The sequence below is a fragment of the Paenirhodobacter populi genome (assembly GCF_004022215.1).
Taxonomy (GTDB): Bacteria; Pseudomonadota; Alphaproteobacteria; order Rhodobacterales; family Rhodobacteraceae; genus Rhodobacter; species Rhodobacter populi.
Genome location: NZ_SAUZ01000028.1, coordinates 1 through 17464 on the forward strand (window position 1 = coordinate 1; position 17464 = coordinate 17464).

Annotated in this window: 14 protein-coding genes and 1 pseudogene; 5 read left to right on the forward strand and 10 right to left on the reverse strand. The window is 67.1% G+C overall.

Annotation, left to right across the window (positions count from 1 at the left end):
• Positions 1–1231, reverse strand: a pseudogene (locus D2T30_RS19065) (IS1182 family transposase); the annotation flags it as partial.
• A 199-nt stretch (positions 1232–1430) separates the two neighbouring features.
• The gene (locus tag D2T30_RS19070; protein ID WP_128210165.1) at positions 1431–2876 is read right to left on the reverse strand and encodes a cobyric acid synthase; all 1446 of its coding nucleotides are present in this window, start codon (positions 2874–2876) and stop codon (positions 1431–1433) included.
• 115 nt (positions 2877–2991) lie between these two features.
• On the opposite strand from D2T30_RS19070, the gene cobA reads away from it, so the two are divergent.
• Positions 2992–3720, forward strand: a complete 729-nt coding sequence (gene cobA, locus D2T30_RS19075) for a uroporphyrinogen-III C-methyltransferase (protein ID WP_128210166.1) — start codon at positions 2992–2994, stop codon at positions 3718–3720.
• 112 nt (positions 3721–3832) lie between these two features.
• Positions 3833–4453 (forward strand): lytic transglycosylase domain-containing protein, encoded by a 621-nt coding sequence (locus tag D2T30_RS19080; RefSeq protein ID WP_128210167.1) that lies wholly within the window; start codon positions 3833–3835, stop codon positions 4451–4453.
• 27 nt (positions 4454–4480) lie between these two features.
• Here D2T30_RS19080 and D2T30_RS19085 read toward each other — a convergent pair whose 3' ends face one another.
• Together D2T30_RS19085 and hemB are read right to left on the reverse strand one after the other, a co-directional pair.
• Positions 4481–5038, reverse strand: coding sequence for a lipid-binding SYLF domain-containing protein (locus tag D2T30_RS19085; protein WP_128210168.1), 558 nt, complete (start codon positions 5036–5038; stop codon positions 4481–4483).
• Positions 5039–5179: 141 nt separating this feature from the next.
• Entirely contained in the window at positions 5180–6187 is a 1008-nt protein-coding gene (hemB, locus tag D2T30_RS19090; protein WP_128210169.1) for a porphobilinogen synthase, read from the reverse strand.
• 171 nt (positions 6188–6358) lie between these two features.
• Between hemB and D2T30_RS19095 the strand changes: the two genes are divergently transcribed.
• The gene (locus D2T30_RS19095; RefSeq protein WP_128210170.1) at positions 6359–6880 is read left to right on the forward strand and encodes a component of SufBCD complex; all 522 of its coding nucleotides are present in this window, start codon (positions 6359–6361) and stop codon (positions 6878–6880) included.
• A gap of 186 nt (positions 6881–7066) precedes the next feature.
• Complete coding sequence (gene mfd / locus D2T30_RS19100) at positions 7067–10498, forward strand: transcription-repair coupling factor (RefSeq protein ID WP_128210171.1); 3432 nt, start codon at positions 7067–7069, stop codon at positions 10496–10498.
• Between the two features lie 3 nt (positions 10499–10501).
• On the opposite strand, the gene D2T30_RS19105 is transcribed toward mfd, so the two are convergent.
• From D2T30_RS19105 to D2T30_RS19130, 6 genes are all read right to left on the reverse strand, one after another.
• Complete coding sequence (locus D2T30_RS19105; protein ID WP_241560763.1) at positions 10502–11725, reverse strand: multidrug effflux MFS transporter; 1224 nt, start codon at positions 11723–11725, stop codon at positions 10502–10504.
• A 603-nt stretch (positions 11726–12328) separates the two neighbouring features.
• Positions 12329–12988, reverse strand: coding sequence for a DsbA family oxidoreductase (locus D2T30_RS19110; protein ID WP_128210172.1), 660 nt, complete (start codon positions 12986–12988; stop codon positions 12329–12331).
• Positions 12989–13002: 14 nt separating this feature from the next.
• Positions 13003–13806: an AMP-binding protein gene (locus D2T30_RS19115; protein ID WP_128210173.1), complete on the reverse strand. Its 804-nt coding sequence runs from the start codon at positions 13804–13806 to the stop codon at positions 13003–13005.
• Between the two features lie 70 nt (positions 13807–13876).
• The gene (locus D2T30_RS19120; RefSeq protein WP_128187186.1) at positions 13877–14194 is read right to left on the reverse strand and encodes a hypothetical protein; all 318 of its coding nucleotides are present in this window, start codon (positions 14192–14194) and stop codon (positions 13877–13879) included.
• Positions 14195–14314: 120 nt separating this feature from the next.
• Positions 14315–14431 carry a lipoprotein gene (locus tag D2T30_RS19125; protein WP_128187188.1) on the reverse strand — a complete coding sequence of 39 codons (117 nt, stop codon included), beginning with the start codon at positions 14429–14431 and terminating at the stop codon, positions 14315–14317.
• Positions 14428–16251 carry an extracellular solute-binding protein gene (locus tag D2T30_RS19130; RefSeq protein ID WP_128210174.1) on the reverse strand — a complete coding sequence of 608 codons (1824 nt, stop codon included), beginning with the start codon at positions 16249–16251 and terminating at the stop codon, positions 14428–14430. The genes D2T30_RS19125 and D2T30_RS19130 overlap by 4 nt, the downstream gene beginning before the upstream one ends.
• A gap of 331 nt (positions 16252–16582) precedes the next feature.
• Between D2T30_RS19130 and D2T30_RS19135 the strand changes: the two genes are divergently transcribed.
• Positions 16583–17356, forward strand: coding sequence for a 3-hydroxybutyrate dehydrogenase (locus D2T30_RS19135; protein WP_128187250.1), 774 nt, complete (start codon positions 16583–16585; stop codon positions 17354–17356).
• Positions 17357–17464 lie beyond the last annotated feature (108 nt).

Here is a 17464-nt window from a genome sequence, read left to right on the forward strand (position 1 = left end):
TCAGCCTTTCGCGCATCGCGTCGATCAGATGTTCGTGCTCCCATCGGGTGATGCGGCGTTCCGTCCCGGTGGTGCACCGGCCCTGCAACGGGCAGGTCTGGCATTCGTTGATCCAGTATCGTCGGACTTGAACACCGCGCTCCTCGGTGGTGTAGCGGTAGATTGAGTTCCTCGCCCGCCGGGCAGACATAGACGTCGCGTGCAGCGTCATAGGCGAAATCGGCCTTCATATACATGCCCTTGGCCGCATTGCCCGAGGTGGCTGGGCGCGGCACGGTCGTGGTGATGCCTGCCTCATGGCAGGCGAGGATCCCGGGGCCGCTGAAGTAACCCTTGTCGGCGATGGCATGCAGGTCTTCGCGCCGAAGCGCATCCTTGGCCGCGATCGCCATCGGGCTGAGCTGGTCGCGGTCGAAGCCCTGATTGGTGACCTCGTGCGTGACGATGATATGGCTCCCGGTATCGACGGCGGTCTGCACATTGTAACCGACCATCCCGCTGTGCCGGGCGCTGGTCGCCATGGCGCGGGCGTCCGGATCGGTCAGGGAAATCTGCCCGTCCGGGGTATCCTCCAAGGCCCTGTCCACTGCCTTCAGCCGCGCGATCTCCTGCCGGATACGGCCATATCTGCGGGCCAGGTGCAGCACTTTCCCAATGCGGGCCTCGCCCTCTTCCTGCCGGTCAATGCGCACCATCTCGTTGATATAGCGCTCTACATCGGCCTCCAGATGGGCGAGGCGGCTGGCGATCTTGTTCTTCGTGAAGTTGCGGTCACGGTTGTTCACCGCTTTGAACTTGCTGCCGTCGATGGCGACGCAATCGCCCCGCAGCACGCCGATCCGGCGGCACAGCTCCACGAATTGCGCGCAGGTCCTGCGGATCGCGCGGCCATTCGTGCGGCGGAATTCGGCGATGGTCTTGTGGTCCGGCACCAGCCTGCCGATCAGCCACATCACCTCGACATTGCGCCCCGCCTCGCGTTCCAGCCTGCGGCTCGACGGGATCCGGTTCAGATAGTCATAGATGAACAACTTCAGCAAAATAGCAGGGTGATACCCAGGCCGACCGGTGCGTGCCGAGGTCGAGCGCACGAAACCGATGTCTGCCAGATCAAGCGCATCGACGAACAGATCGACGACGCGAACAAGATCTCCTCGCCGATCCAGTCTTCCAGGCGTTCCGGAAAAAGCACCGTCTGGCTGCGCTGGATGCCCTCGATGAAACCGGCCATGCTGATCTCCCGCTACCGAGAAAGCATAGCATGCCAACGAGTTTTGACACAGCCTCGGCCGCGCCTTCCGCTGCGCCCGCAAGGGCTGCTACATGCTGCGGCCCGCCTGAATGACTCAGATGGGCTCAAGGTAACGCAGTTGGACCTACGGACGCATCAGGAGGTCAGATATTACGCTGTCCTTTGCTGCTCTGCAGGATCATCTGGCGCAGCCGAGGATCGCGCTGACGTCCAGATGCGTCTCGATATGATCGGCGAGGGCGTCGAGTGTGTCTTCGACCAGCGCCGCATGCGCCAGCCCGGACAGGGGCACGCCGAGTGCGGCGAGATAGGCGCAGCGGAAGGTGTCGGCGGTGAAGAGGCCGTGGAGGTAGCTACCCTCGACCCGGCCATCGGGGGAGCGCGCGCCTTCGGGCATGGGGCCGATATGGGCGAAGGGACGGGCGCGGTCCGGGCCTTCGGTCTGGCCGATATGGATCTCGTAGCCTTCCACCGGCTCGCCGGTGGCGGCGTGGGTCGCGCGGGTCCGGGTCAGGCGCTTGTCGGGGGTCATCACCGTGGTCACGTCGAGAAGGCCGAGGCCGGGGCTTTCGCCGGGCGGGCCCTCGATCCCCTCGGGGTCGGCGATGGTGCGGCCGAGCATCTGGTAGCCGCCACAGATGCCCAGCACGCGCTCGCCGCGCCGGTGATGGGCGAGAATGTCGATGTCCCAGCCCTGCGCGCGCAGGAACGCCAGATCGCCGCGCGTCGATTTCGTGCCGGGCAGGATGACCAGCCGCGCATCGCCGGGCAGGGCATGGCCCGGCGGCACCATCACCAGCTCCACCCCCGGCTCCGCCCGCAGCGGGTCGAGATCGTCGAAATTCGCGATCCGCGACAGCATGGGCACGGCGATCTTCGCGCCGCCCGTGCGGGGACCGGAGGCGAGGTCGAGCGCATCCTCGGCCGGCAGCAGATGCGCCTGCGCGAACCACGGCAGGACGCCGAAGCCGCGCCAGCCGGTGCGGGCCTGAATGAAGCGGTAGCCGTCATCGAAGAGCCGCGGATCGCCGCGGAACTTGTTGATCAGGAACCCGGCCACCATCGCGGCATCCTCGGGCGCCAGAACCGCCTGCGTGCCGATCATCTGCGCGATGACGCCGCCCCGGTCGATGTCGCCCGCGAGGATCACCGGCACATGCGCCGCCCGCGCGAAGCCCATGTTGGCGATGTCGCCCGCCCGCAGGTTCACCTCGGCCGGCGATCCCGCGCCTTCGACGATCACCAGATCATGCCGGGCGGCGAGGCGGGCGAAACTCTCCAGAACCGCGCCCATCAGTTGCGGCTTCAGCGCCGCGTAATCGGCGGCGCGGGTGGTGGTCAGCCGCCGCCCCTGCACGATGACCTGCGCGCCGGTCTCGCTTTCCGGTTTCAGCAGCACGGGGTTCATGTCCGTCACGGGCATCAGCCCCGCCGCGCGGGCCTGCAGGGCCTGCGCGCGGCCGATCTCGCCCCCGTCCTCGGTCACGGCGGCGTTGTTCGACATGTTCTGCGGCTTGAACGGCGCGACCGACAGCCCGCGCCGCCGCGCCGCCCGGCACAGCCCCGCGACGAGCAGCGATTTCCCGACGTTCGAGCCGGTGCCCTGGATCATCAGCGCCGTCATGCCGTCCCTTTCCCGATGTTTCCGGAATAGCCGATGACGGCGGAACGGTCCATCGGGCTTGCCCGCCGGGCCGGGGAAAGATACCTCGGGGGAACACAAGCCGCAGGAAGGCGCGATGGGCGGATTCGTCTCCTTTGTATCCTCGGGTCCGGGCGATCCGGAGCTGATCACCCTGAAAGCGGTGGACAGGCTCGCGCGCGCCGATGTGGTGCTGTTCGACGATCTGGCCTCGGGTCCGGTGCTGGGGCATGCGGGGAGGGCGGCGGAGCTGATCGGCGTCGGCAAGCGGGCAGGGCGGCCCTCGGCCAAGCAGGACCATGTGAACGCCCTGCTGGTCGAACATGCCCGCGCCGGGCGACGGGTGGTGCGGCTGAAATCCGGCGATGCCGGGATCTTCGGCCGGCTGGAGGAGGAATTGCACGCCGTCACGGCGGCGGGCATCGCGCATGAGATCGTGCCCGGCGTGCCCTCGGCCTGCGCGGCGGCGGCGGCGGCCGGGATTCCGCTGACGCGGCGGATGACCTCGCGCCGGGTACAGTTCATCACCGGCGCCGATGTGACGGGCGGGCTGCCCGGCGACGTGAACTGGGCGGCGCTCGCCGATCCGGCGGCGACGACCGTGGTCTTCATGGGGCAGCGCACCTTCACCCGGCTGGCGGAGGGGCTGATCGCCCATGGCCTGTCGCCGGAAACCCCCGCGCTGCTGGCCGAGGCGGTGGGCCATCCCGAACAGGCGCTGATCCGCGCGACGATCGCCGGGCTGGCGCGCCGGCTGGATGGTGCGAAGGCCGAACATCCGGCGCTGATCCTCTATGGGGCGCTGGCCTTCGACGGGCTGGCCTGACGATTGGCAAAGCCTTGCCGATGCGCTCAGGGGCATGTGCATCGCCCCGCTTCCCCGTCGGCAAGATCGCGCGTATAGTCCGCCGCAAGAAAACCGAGGTGGGTGGGGACAGATGCGGAAATTCACCGGGGCGATCACCCTGGGGCTGGCCTTTGCGCTGGTCCCGGTCGCGGGGCTAGAGGCGCGGGCAGAGGGACTGGTCCTGTCTGGCGCCTCGAGCAAATCCCGCGCGACGCTGTTTCGCAATCAGACCAAGCTGTTGGATACGCGGTTCGCGCCGCAATACGATGCCTCGAACCGGCTGAAGCCGCCGTCGGACAAGGTCGAGCTTGCGACGGCGGTGCCCGCCGCGCGCTACAGCGGCAAATACAAGGGCAAATACCTTGGCACGGCGAAGACCGCGGCGGCAAAGCATGGCGTGCCCGAGGATCTGTTCCTGCGCCTCGTGCAACAGGAAAGCGGCTGGAATCCGGGCGCGGTCTCGCCCAAGGGCGCGCGGGGCCTTGCGCAGCTCATGCCGGAAACGGCGGCGCTTCTGGGCGTGGATCCCGGCGATCCGCTGCAGAACCTCGAAGGCGGGGCGCGCTACCTGCGGATGATGTATGAACGCTATGGCAACTGGCGGCTGGCGCTGGCGGCCTATAACGCCGGGCCGGGCGCGGTCGATCAGCACAACGGCGTGCCGCCCTATGCCGAGACGGTGAATTACGTGAAGGTCGTTTTCGGCGGCTGAGGGGGCGCTTGGCGCGCCCCCCGGCGCTCAGGGCAGGATGCGGGTGTATTTCGTCCCGGCCAGCGAGGCTCCCGCGATCAGCCCGGATTGCCCGAAGACCAGCGCGATCACCGGCGCCATCGTCGTCGTCGTATCGGTGCCGATCGCGCCACCCCGGTCGGGCAGGGCATAGCGCGCATCGGCGCCCAGTTGCCAGCCATCGGCGCGGCGGAAATCGGCCAGCGCATCGGGCGTCATGAAGAACAGCGCATGCGCATATTGCTGCGCGCCGATCTGGAACCCGATCGAGGCCGAGGCCGCCGAATAGTAATCCACCGTCACGTCGTTGATGCGCAGCGCGCCCTGCCCATAGGCACCGCCGATGCCAAAGCTCGCCTCGGTCATCAGCGGCATGTAAAGCACGCCCGACGCCTTGTTGATCAGATCCTGCGTGCCGGGATAGCGGCTCAGCAGGTAGCTGCGCGTCGCATCGACGCGGGCGTCGATCTGCGCGCCGCGTCCCGATCCAAGGCCGTTGCCGCAGGCCGCAAGACCAAGACCGGCACCGCCCAAGGCAAGAAGGGTTCGTCTGGAAATCTGTGTCATCCGCTCGCTCCGCACTGGGTTCGGGCCTTGTTCCGGCCCGTTACTCTCATCATGATCTATAGGCGGGGTTTTGCCACCTGTCACTTGTTCCCGCCCCACGCCGCGCCGTCGGCGGCGGTCTGCCGCCGATAGGACGCGCCGTCAGCCGAAGTCGCGGGCGATGAGGCGCGCGGCCTCCGGCGCGAAATAGGTCAGCACGCCGTCGCAGCCCGCCCGGCGGAAGGCCATCAGGCTTTCGAGGATCGTCTCCTCGCGCTTCAGCCAGCCGTTGTTGATCGCGCCCGCCAGCATCGCATATTCGCCGGACACCTGATAGGCATAGGTCGGCACGCCGAAGGCGTCCTTCACCCGGCGGCAGACATCCAGATAGGGCAGGCCGGGCTTCACCATCACCATGTCGGCGCCTTCCGAGAGGTCGCGCGCGACCAGACGCAACGCCTCGTCGCTGTTCGCGGGGTTCATCTGATAGGTCTTCTTGTCGCCGACGAGCTTGCCCGAGGCCCCCACCGCATCGCGGAACGGCCCATAGAAGACCGAGGCGTATTTGGCCGAATAGCTCATGATCGTGGTGTTCTGGAAGCCGTCGGTTTCCAGCATGTCGCGCAGCGCGGCGATGCGGCCGTCCATCATGTCGGAAGGCCCGAGGATATCGGCCCCCGCCTCCGCCTGCGCGCGGCCCATCTTCACCAGCGCCTCGACCGTCTCGTCGTTGACGATCACGCCGTCCCGCACCAGCCCGTCATGGCCATTGGCGTTGTAGGGGTCGAGCGCGATATCCGTCATGATCGCCACCTCGGGCACGGCGGCCTTGACGGCGCGGATCACCCGGTTGGTGATGTTGTCGGGGCTCCAGGCCTCGGCGCAATCCTCGGTCCGGCCGGCGGGATCGGTGAAGGGGAACAGGCAGATCGCCGGAATGCCGAGCGTCGCGGCCTCTTCGGCGGCGCGGACGGCGCCCTCGACGGTCTTGCGCACGACGCCGGGCATCGAGGCCACCTCGACATCCGCGCCCGGCACGTCGGTGACGAAGATCGGCCAGATCAGATCCTTGACCGAGAGCCGGTTTTCCTGTGCCAGATCGCGCAATGCCGCGGAGCTGCGCATCCGGCGCAGGCGGGTGACCGGAAAGGACGGGATGATCGGCTGCATGGCATATCTCCTTTGGCTGCCCTTCGATGCCACCGATCGGCACCGCGCTCAACCCTTCAAAATCCCGCGACGCGGCTTCCCCGCCCGCATCCTTCCCCGGATATCCCACCGCGCGCGGGCGGTTTCACCCCGGCGACCGATCGGCTAGGGTGCGCCAAAACGGACCGGGCCATGCTGAATTTCATCCTCGACCTCATCGACATGCGCTCGTTCTCGAGCCTCTGGTACTGGATCGCGGTCGTGGTGACCTGGTCCATGGCCTCGCATCGGGTGCTGGGCGTGCCCTGGGACGCGGTGCTGCGCGCGCGCCGCCGGGGCGGGGCGGCGGCGGATGACTTCGTGGCGCTGACGCGGCTGAACCTGCGCCGGCTCTCGGCGCTCGGGCGCGAGTCGGGCGTCGGGCTGACGGTGGCGGCAAGCGGCCTTGCGACGGCCCTGATCGTGCTGGGCTTCGGCTACGGGTTCGAGCTGGCGCAGGCGCTGGCCTTCCTCGTGCTGCCGAGGATGGCGGTCGCGGGGCTGAGCCTGCGGCGCGCCGCGCGCCTCGAGCGCGTGGCCGAGGCGGGGATCACCCCCTCCGATCTGGTCGCCGCGCTGATGCGGCACCGGCTGCTGGTGCAGGCGATCGGCTTCGTTTCGCTCGCGGTGACGGCGCTGTGGGGGATGGCGCATCTGATCCGTCCCTATCTGTGACGATCGGTCTCTCGCCAAAAACTCCGTTTCTGCCGTCGTTTTTCCCTAAATATCCCGGGGGAGCCCGGAACGGGCGGGGGCAGCGCCCCCTGCCACCCCATCCGCCCGCGCCCCCGGCCCTGAGTTCCGCACCCCAACCCGCCATCGGGGCTTGACAGCGCGGCCGGGCCGGATACCTCGGAACGCATGGATCACTTTCTTCTTTCCGGCGCCCCCGAGGGCTATGATGCGAAACTTCTGGGCAAGGAACTGGCGCGCGGGCGTCCGGTGATCCACATCGCCCGCGACGACCGGCGGCTGGAGGCGATGCGCGCCGCGCTGGCCTTCTTCGCGCCCGAGGCGGTGGTGCTGTCCTTCCCGGCCTGGGACTGCCTGCCCTATGATCGTGTCTCGCCGAACCCCGAGATCGCGGCGACGCGGATGGCGACGCTGGCGGCGCTCACGGCGGGTGTGCCGGGGCCGTTCGTGCTGCTGACCACGCTCAACGCCGCGATGCAGAAGGTGCCCGCCCGCGATGTCGTCGGCGCGTCGAGCTTCACCGCCAAGGTCGGCGGACCGATCCACGAAAAACGCCTGCGCGAGTTTCTGGCGCGGATGGGCTTCTCGCCGGTGTCGACGGTGGCGGAGCCCGGCGATTATGCGGTGCGTGGCGGCATCATCGACATCTATCCGCCGGGAGAGACGGGGCCGGTGCGGCTCGACCTGTTCGGCGACGTGCTGGATGGCGCGCGTCGGTTCGACCCGGAAACGCAGCGCACCACCGAAAAGCTGAAACATGTCGAATTCGCACCCGTCAGCGAGGTGATCCTCGACGAACCCTCGATCACCCGGTTCCGGCAGAATTACCGTATCGAATTCGGCGCGGGCGGGACGGACGATCCCTTGTATGAAGCCGTCTCGGCCGGGCGCAAGCATGCGGGGATGGAACACTGGCTGGGCTTTTTCCACGAACGGCTGGAAACGTTGTTCGATTATCTGCCCGACGCCTCGGTGATGATCGACGATCAGATCGAGCCGCAGCGGATTTCCCGCTGGGAAGGGATCGTCGATCAATACGACACGCGGCGCGAGGCGATGCTGCGCAAGGACCGGGTGGATACGGTCTACAAACCCGCGCCGCCCGGCCTGCTGTATCTGGACGAGGCGGGATGGAAAGCGGCGCTGGCGCCGCATCGGGTGCTGCGGTTGCAGGTCCTGCCAGCCCCCCCGGGCCCGGGTATCCTGAATGCCGAAGCCCGCATCGGCCGCAATTTCGCGCCGGAACGACAGCTTGAGAATGTGAGCCTTTTCGGCGCGTTGAGGGATCATATTCAGAAACGACTTGAACATGGACCGGTGGTGATCGCCAGCTGGTCCGAAGGCGCGCGCGAACGGTTGAAGGGGTTGCTTGAGGACGAAGGCATGACCTCGCCCCGGACGATCCGCGACGCGCGCGAGATCGGCGGGATCGGCCTTGCCATCTGGGCGCTGGACCACGGCTTCGAGGCCGAGGGGCTGACCGTCATTTCCGAACAGGACGTGCTGGGCGACCGGCTGATTTCGCGACCCAAGAAGAAGCGCAAGGCCGACAACTTCCTGACCGAGGCGCAAAGCCTGACCCCCGGCGATCTGGTGGTCCATGTCGATCACGGGGTCGGGCGTTACAAGGGGCTGGAGACGGTCGAGGCGCTTGGCGCGCCGCTCGATTGCGTTTTGTTGGAATATGCGGGCGGCGACCGGCTGTATCTGCCGGTGACGAACATCGAACTCCTCAGCCGTTACGGGCATGAGGAAGGGCTGCTCGACAAGCTTGGTGGCGGGGCGTGGCAGGCGAAGAAGGCGAAGCTGAAGGAACGCATCCGCCTGATCGCCGACAAGCTCATGCGGATCGCCGCCGAACGCCATCTGCGCGCCGCGCCGATCCTTGAGGCGCCGCATCACGAATGGGAATCCTTCGCCGCCCGCTTCCCCTATACGGAAACCGACGATCAGATGTCGGCGATCGAGGATGTGGTGAACGACCTTGCCTCGGGCACGCCGATGGATCGGCTGGTGGTGGGCGACGTGGGGTTCGGCAAGACCGAGGTGGCGATGCGCGCGGCCTTTGTCGCCGCCGTTTCCGGCATGCAGGTGGCGGTGATCGCGCCCACCACGCTGCTGGCGCGGCAGCACTACAAGACCTTCGCCGAACGTTTCCGCGGCACGGCGCTGAACGTGCGGCCGCTGTCGCGCTTCGTCTCGGCCAAGGATGCCGCGAAGACCCGCGAGGGGCTGGCCGACGGCACCGTCGATATCGTCATCGGCACCCATGCGGTGCTGGCGAAGTCGGTGCGGTTCCGCAACCTCGGCCTGCTGGTGATCGACGAGGAGCAGCATTTCGGCGTGAACCACAAGGAGCGGCTGAAGGAACTGCGTTCGGAAATCCACGTCCTCACGCTGACCGCGACGCCGATTCCGCGCACGCTCCAGCTCAGCCTGACCGGGGTGCGCGACCTGTCGATCATCGGCACGCCGCCCGTCGACCGGCTGGCGATCCGCACCTATGTCAGCGAATTCGACGCGGTGACGATCCGCGAGGCCTTGCTGCGCGAACGCTATCGCGGTGGGCAGTCCTTCTACGTCGTGCCGCGCATCACCGATCTGGCCGAGGTGGAGGCGTTCCTCAAAACCCATGTGCCCGAGGTCAGCTATGTCGTCGCCCATGGGCAGATGGCGGCGGGGGAACTCGATGACCGGATGAACGCCTTCTACGACGGCAAATACGATGTGCTGCTGGCCACCAGCATCGTCGAGTCGGGGCTGGATATTCCGACTGCCAACACGATGATCATCCATCGCGCCGATATGTTCGGGCTGAGCCAGCTTTACCAGATCCGGGGGCGCGTGGGCCGGTCCAAGGCGCGGGCCTATTGCTACCTGACGACCAAGCCGCGGATGCCGCTGACCCCGCAGGCGGTCAAGCGGCTGCGGCTTCTGGGCAGCCTCGACAATCTGGGGGCGGGGTTCAGCCTCGCCTCGCAGGATCTGGACCTGCGCGGCGCCGGAAACCTGCTGGGGGAGGAACAGTCGGGCCATATCCGCGAGGTCGGCTACGAACTCTATCAGGCGATGCTGGAAGAAACGATCGCCCGGCTGAGGTCCGGCGACCTGACCGATCTGGCCGAGGATGGCGAATGGTCGCCGCAGATCAACCTTGGCGTGCCGGTGATGATCCCCGAAAGCTATATCGCCGATCTGGATGTGCGGCTTGGCCTCTACCGGCGGCTGTCCGGGCTGGTGACGAAGGTCGAGCTGGAAGGCTTCGCGGCCGAGCTGATCGACCGCTTCGGCCCCTTGCCGAAAGAGGTGAACACCCTGCTGCTGGTGGTGCGGATCAAGGGGATGGCGAAGCGTGCCCATATCGCGCGGCTGGACGCCGGGCCGAAGGGCGCGACGATCCAGTTCCATCTGGACAAATTCCCGAATCCGGCCGGGCTTGTCGAATTCCTGCAGGCGCAGCGCGGGCAGGCGAAGATCAACGGTAACAAGGTCTTCGTCGCGCGCGACTGGGGATCCGATGCGGAACGGATCAAGGGCGCCTTCGCCATCGCCCGGGACCTTGCGGAAAAGGTGATCGAGGCGAAGAAGGCGAAGGCCTGAGGCCTATTCCTCGCCCGGTTGCGTGGTGCGGCCGAGGATCCACCAGGCGATGGTCGAACAGATCAGCGCGGCGACGACCAAAGGCATCGGCGTGCCCCGGAACATCAGCCCGACCGGCGCCGCGATCACCACGGCACCAATCGTCGAGATCGCCGCGATGACCGAGGCGGCCATTCCCGCCAGATGCCCCATCTTCTGCATCGCCATCGCGTTCAGGTTGCCGAAGGTGACCCCGGCCATGAAGAACACCGACACGTTCCACAGGAAGATCAGCCAGAACCAGCCCGGCCCGACGATATGGCCAAGCAGCAGCAGCGCCAGCATCCCGGCCGAGACGACCATCTGCATCAGATAGGCGGCGCGCGAAATCCGGTGCATGCCGAGCCGCATCACGAAGCGCGCGTTGAACGCCGAGGCGGAGCCCGCGAGGATCGCTCCGAAGCCGAACCAGTAGGGGAAGGTGTCCGTCACCCCGAAGGCCGCGAACAGCTGCGGCGCCGAGGACAGCAGCGCGAACATCTGCCCGAAGCCGAGCGCGATCACCAGCGTGTAGAGCACCACATCGCGGTTCGACAGGACCTCGCGCGCGCCGGCCAGAAGCTGCGCCGGGATCAGCGGGCGGCGGCGGGCGTCGGGCAGGGTCTCGGGCTGGCGCAGGCCCATCCAGCTGACCAGCACGATGCCGAACACCACGAAGGCGCCGAACACCCCGCGCCAGCCGAATTGCAGCGCCAGCAGGCCGCCGATCGTCGGCGCGATGGCCGGGATCAGGATGAAGAACATCATCACGAAGGAGGTGATCTTGGCCATGTCCGACCCCGCATACAGATCGCGGATCAGCGCCATGGAAACGATTCGCCCGGCCGAGGCGCCGATGCCCTGAATGAAACGGGCAAGGAGCAGCATCTCGAGGCTCTTCGACCAGACCGCCAGCAGCGCGCCCACGACATAGATCGCCAAGCCCCCGGCCAGCGTCGACTTGCGCCCGATCGCGTCCGAGACGGGACCGGCGAAGAAGGTACCGAGCCCCATCCCCATCATGAAAATGGTCAGCACGAGCTGCGCGCGGTTCACGTCCTGCGGCGAGAGTTCCCGCGCGATCACGGGCAGCGAGGGCAGCATCGCGTCGATGGAAAAGGCGACGAGCGCCATCATGAAAGCCAGAAGCGCCACGAATTCGGGAAGCGGCAGGCGCTTGGCCTCCGGCGGGTAGGTCGGTGGTGTCACGGGGATACAGCCTTCAGAGTTTCGGCGCGAACATATAGCTCCGGCGGCAAAATACCAGCGCCCTTAGCGGGCTTTGGCACACAGGGGGATGTTCACCGTTGCGAAGGATGCCGGGCCGGGGCGGTATCGGCGGGGGCGAAGGGGGGCGCTGCCCCCTCTTTGCGCTGGCGCGCAAATTCACCCCCGGGATATTTATGGAAAGATGATGGGAGAAGCAGTGTCTTGGGAGGGGTGTTCGGAACGCCGACGGGGCCGGGTCAGGGGGCGGGTGTGATGTCCGGTGGGCGCATGGGGGCGCCGCCGGTCCCCGCACCGCGCTGGCCGCGGTCTATATTCGCCGGCTTCTGCCGCAGGCGGGTGCCAGCCTTGCCGAGGCGCGCGAGGGCGCCGCGGAACTTTATGCCCTGACGGACGGGGAAACCGGATGTGCCGGTGTTCAGACCGGACAAGATCGACCCGTCGGCTGGCGGCGGCGCGGTCCGCAGCCATACTGCGGTGCTTGTCCCGGGGCGGATGCGGCGGGTGTCGCGGGATGTGGGAGGCGCTTTTCCCGCATTGGGAAAAGCGCCGTGGCGATGGGATGCGGGAAAGGATTCCGCGCGTTCAGTGCGTTGTCGGGGGCGGGGTTTGTGCCTGTGCTTGTGCCTGCGCCAGATCGTCGATCACCTGGAGCCAGAAATCCGTCGTCTGCGCGCCTTCGACCACATATTGGTTGCCGATGATGAAGGTCGGCACCGCCTTCAACCCGCGCGCGCGGGCATGGGCTTCGCGCTCGGCCACCGTGTCGCGGTCGGCGTCGGAGGCCAGAAGCCGCGCGACCAGCGCCCGGTCCATCCCCTGCGAGGCGCCGATATCGGCCAGAACCTCATGGTCTCCGATGTCGCGGCCTTCGCGCCAATAGGCGCGCAGCAGTGCCGAGACGACGGGGGTCTGCCGCCCCTCCAGCCCCGCCCAGTGGATCAGCCGGTGGGCGTCGAGCGTGTTCGGCATCCGCCGGATCGCGGCGAGGTCGAGCGTCAGCCCGGCGTCCCGCGCCGCCTCGATGACCGGGGCGTGGATGCGGTCGGCCTCGGCGCCGAAGCGGGCCTGCAGGAAGGCCTGCCGATCCATGCCCTCGGGTGGCAGGGTCGGGTTGAGCTGGAACGGATGCCAGGCGAGGACGAAGGGATGGCCGGGGCGCGCCTCAAGCGCGCGGTCGAGCCGCGCCTTGCCGATCAGGCACCAGGGACAGACGGGATCGGCGAAGATGTCGAGGGGTATCATGGGAACCTCCGGGGTCAGGGCGCGGGGACGGGCAGGGGACCGGCGTCCAGGAGCGGGGTGCCGGTCGCCTCGCGCCAGTCCCGGCGCAGGGTTTCGGGGACGGGGCCAAGGCAGACCGCATGGCGCAGCCGCGGCAGCGCCGGTTTCGGATGCGCGGCGAGGATGCGGAGCAGCACCGGGGCCGGCGCGCCAAGGACCGTGGCGTCGAAGCGGCGCAGCAGCAGGGGCAGCGCCTCGGCCGCGACGCCGGGCGCCGGGATCAGCGCCGTGGCCTCGGCGGTCCAGGGGGCAAGGAGCCCTGCCATCAGGGTCAGCGGATCATCGAAGGCGCCGACATGGAGAAGCCGGTCCCCGGGCCCGATCCCGGCATGTTCGCGCCAGTGCTCAAGCGCCGCGAAGGCCTTGTCTGGCGGCGCGGGTGAGGTCATGGGCGGCAGCGTCGCGAAGCCGCGCAGATCGGCGAGGGACAGATCCGCCGCGCCGATCACCGCCTTCACCGCCGGATGCGGTTCCCGGCACAGCACGGGCACCAGCCCGGCCGCCAGCGCGCCCAGCACGGCGACGGGCGTTTCCGGCACATCGCCGGTCGTCACCGCCACCCGGTCGCCAGCCGCCAGCCCCGATCGCAAAAGCCCCGATCGCAAAAGCCCGGTCGCGGTGCCGCCGATCGCCGCGTCGAGCCGCCCATAGGACCAGCGTTCCGCCCCGGTCGGGCGCAGGATCTGTAACGCCGACCGATCCGGATGCGCCCGGGCGACCTGCCCCAGCCGCGTCAGCGGGGCGGAGAGGATTTCGGCAAGATGGTCCATCGGTGGCATGGCCCCTGCTACGATGCGCCGGGGGCGGGCGCAACCCGCCACCCCGGCGCCGCCGGGTCAGCGCCCGAAATCAGCGGTCATCGCCGAACCGGCTGTCGTCGTCATATTCATCCTCGCCGTCGGGCAGGTATTTTTCCGACAGCGCGATCGAATGATTGTCGTGCTCGGGATCCATGACCACGTCCGAGGGCAGTTCGCCCGTCATCCAGTCGCGGACATCGTCGCGCGCATCGCCCGGTTCCTGATCGGTGATTCGGGCGATGTAATCGACGAAGGCACGCTGATCGCCGTCGATCTCGTCGAGTTCATCCTCGTCGGCATTCGGCCAGCGATCGGTGATCGCGTCGTAGAATGCTTTCCAGTTGTCCTGCACATGCTGCCATTTCATCTGACCCTCCTTTGCGGACAGAAGCCGGACGAAAACGTTCGCACGGCCCTTCCGTGGTGGAAAGGCATGAAATCGCGCCGGGTTCCGTGCGGATTTCACCGGCACGGCGTCAGGCGGGTGTCAGAACCAGCTCTGGACGGTCCGCGCCCCCCCGGAAATGTCGTCGCCGACCCCGGCGACGGTGTTGCATGCGCTCAGCGCCGCCGCGATGGCGGTCAGAATGATCAGTTTCTTCATTGCTGCTGCTCTGCCTCATACCACCAGACTTCGGGCTGAAAGCCCGGCCAATCCCCGTATAATGGAAGCCTTTCGGGAAAGTGAAGTTCACGAATATGCGCGATGCGCGAGATCGGCGCATACCAGATCGGAATCACATAGCGCCCCGCCGTCAGGATCCGGTCCAGCGCCTGCACGGCGGCGGTGAAATCCTCGGAGCTTTCGGCCTCCAGCATGGCGCGGATCATCGCTTCGGCGGCGGGCGATGCCATCCCCATCAGGTTGCGCGAGCCGGGTTCCGTCACCCCGCGCGATCCCCAGTAGAGCATCTGTTCGTTGCCCGGCGACAGCGACAGCGACAGCACCATCCATGTCATGCCGAAGTCGTAGCTGTTCTTGCGCATCTGGAACTGTGCGTCGTCGACCGTGGTCACCCGCGGCACGATGCCAAGGCGGCGCAGCGCCTCGGTGTAGATGTCGACGATGGCGCGGGTTTCCGAGGCGCCCTGCGGCAGGACGATCTCGAAGGTCAGGGGCACCCCCGCGCCATTGCGCAGGATGCCCGCGCCATCGACCTGCCAGCCCGCGTCCTCAAGCAGCCGGATCGCCTTGCGGTTGTTCGCGCGGTTGAGCGGGGTGCCGTCCGAGACGGGCAGGGCATAGCCCTCAATCGTGCCGGGGGGCAGCTCGGCGCGGAAAGGGTCCAGCAGCGCGGCGACCCGCCCCTCGGCCGGACCGGGGCGCATGGCGAGGTCGGAGTTCGCGAAGTATGAGGTGATCCGCGGCTCGGCCCCCCCGGTCAGCGTGCGGCTGATGAATTCGAAGTTGAAGGCAAGGGTCATCGCCTCGCGCACGCGCCAGTCCTGAAACACCGGCAGGCGGGTGTTCATGACGAGGCCGGCGATTCCCGAGGGGCGGTGATGGGGAATGTCTTCCTTCACCACGCGGCCATCGCGCACGGCGGGAAAATCATAATCGCGCGCCCATTTCGCCGCGTTGGTTTCGCGGAACGTGTCGATCTCGCCGCCCTTGAAGGCCTCGAACACCACGCCGCCGTCGCCGAAATAATCCCATCGCATGGTGTCGATGTTGTAGCGGCCGACATTGACGGGCAGATCCTTGCCCCACCAGTTTGGATTGCGCTTCAGCTCGATGAAGCGGCCCATGTCGATGCGGCTGACGGTATAGGGGCCGGAGCCAATGGGCACGGTCTGGGTATCGGCGCTGAAATCGCGGCCCTGCCATTGCGCCTTTTCCAGCACCGGCCGCATGCCCATCAGCAGCGCAAGCTCCCGGTCCGGTTCGGTGAAGGTGATGCGCAGACTGCGCGGGCCGGTCTGTTCGATCTTCGCCACCTTGCGCCAGGCGGTCTGGTAGCGCGGATGCCCCTGCGTCCCGAGGGTCTCATAGGACCAGATCACATCCTCGACCGTCACCGGATTGCCGTCCGAGAATCGCGCCCCGGGCCGCAGGGTGAACTCGACCCAGCTGCGCGCGTCATCCGTCTCGATGCTTTCGGCAAGCAGGCCATAGAGGGTGAAAGGCTCGTCGATCGACCGCGCCATGAGCGATTCCGCCACGTAAAGGGCGATTCCCTGCGCCGGGCGGCCGTTCAGGATCCAGGGGTTGAGGGAATCGAAACTGCCTGATTCGCCAAAGCGAATCTGCCCGCCCCTGGGGGCCGAGGGGTTGGCATAGGGCAGGTGGGTGAACCCGGAGGGCAGCGCCGGGTCGCCATACATGGCGATTCCCTGCTGCGGCGCGGCGTGGACGGCAGGGGCCAGAATCGCCGAAAACACCAGTGCGAGCACATGGAATCCGTGTTTCCAGATCGGTGACATGGGCCGCGGGCTCCTTGTTTTCCTCGTATTTTCAGCGTGCAAGCTATCGAGGCTCAGATGGTTAGGCAAACTTTTCCCTTGGACGAAGGCGATAAGCGGCTTATAAAGGGCTCACTGCTCGATAGGTTTCTTGCCTGTATGAAACCTGCCTCATGACTTGACGCCCGCTTCGCGCGGGCGTCTTTTTTTTATCCTGTCCTTTCGCCCCGCCGCAACGCACCGTCATCGCAGATGTGATGTGGACCTTGCCCCCGCGGCAGGTCATCATCCGCACGATCCGGTCCGGGAGGTCAGGGCCGGACGAGCGGAGGAAGACAGAATGAGTTTCTCGATCAATCTGGCCGGCAAGGTGGCGGTCGTCACCGGGTCCAATTCGGGCATCGGCCTTGGCATCGCGCGCGAACTGGCGAAGGCGGGGGCGGATGTCGTCCTCAATTCCTTCACCGACCGCGACGAGGATCACCGGCTGGCCGAGGATCTGGGCCGCGAAACCGGCGTGTCGGCGCGCTATATCAAGGCCGACATGTCGAAAGGCGCGGAATGCCGGGCGCTGATCGAACAGGCGGGCCGGGTGGATATTCTGGTGAACAACGCCGGCATCCAGCATGTCGCGGCGATCGACGAATTTCCGGTCGACAAATGGGATGCGATCATCGCGATCAACCTGTCGTCGGCCTTTCACACCACGGCGGCGGCGCTGCCCGGCATGCGGGCGGCGGGATGGGGGCGGATCATCAACATCGCCTCGGCGCATGGGCTGACCGCCTCGCCGTTCAAATCGGCCTATGTGGCGGCGAAACACGGGATCGTCGGCTTCACCAAGGTGACCGCGCTGGAAACCGCGGAACAGCCGATCACCTGCAACGCCATCTGCCCGGGCTATGTGCTGACGCCGCTGGTCGAGGCGCAGATCCCCGATCAGATGAAGACGCACAACATGGGCCGCGAGGACGTGATCCGCAAGGTCATGCTGGAACGCCAGCCCTCGCGCGAATTCGCCACGGTCGAGGAACTGGGCGGCACGGCGGTGTTCCTGTGCTCGGACGCGGCGGCGCAGATCACCGGGACGACGATTTCGGTGGACGGAGGCTGGACGGCGCTCTGACGGCGGGCGCGCAGGGGGCGCTGCCCCCTCGGCCGCGGGCGCGGCCTCACCCCCGGGATATTTGAGGAAAGATGAAGATCCCTTTCTGCTTTCATTCTTCCATAAATA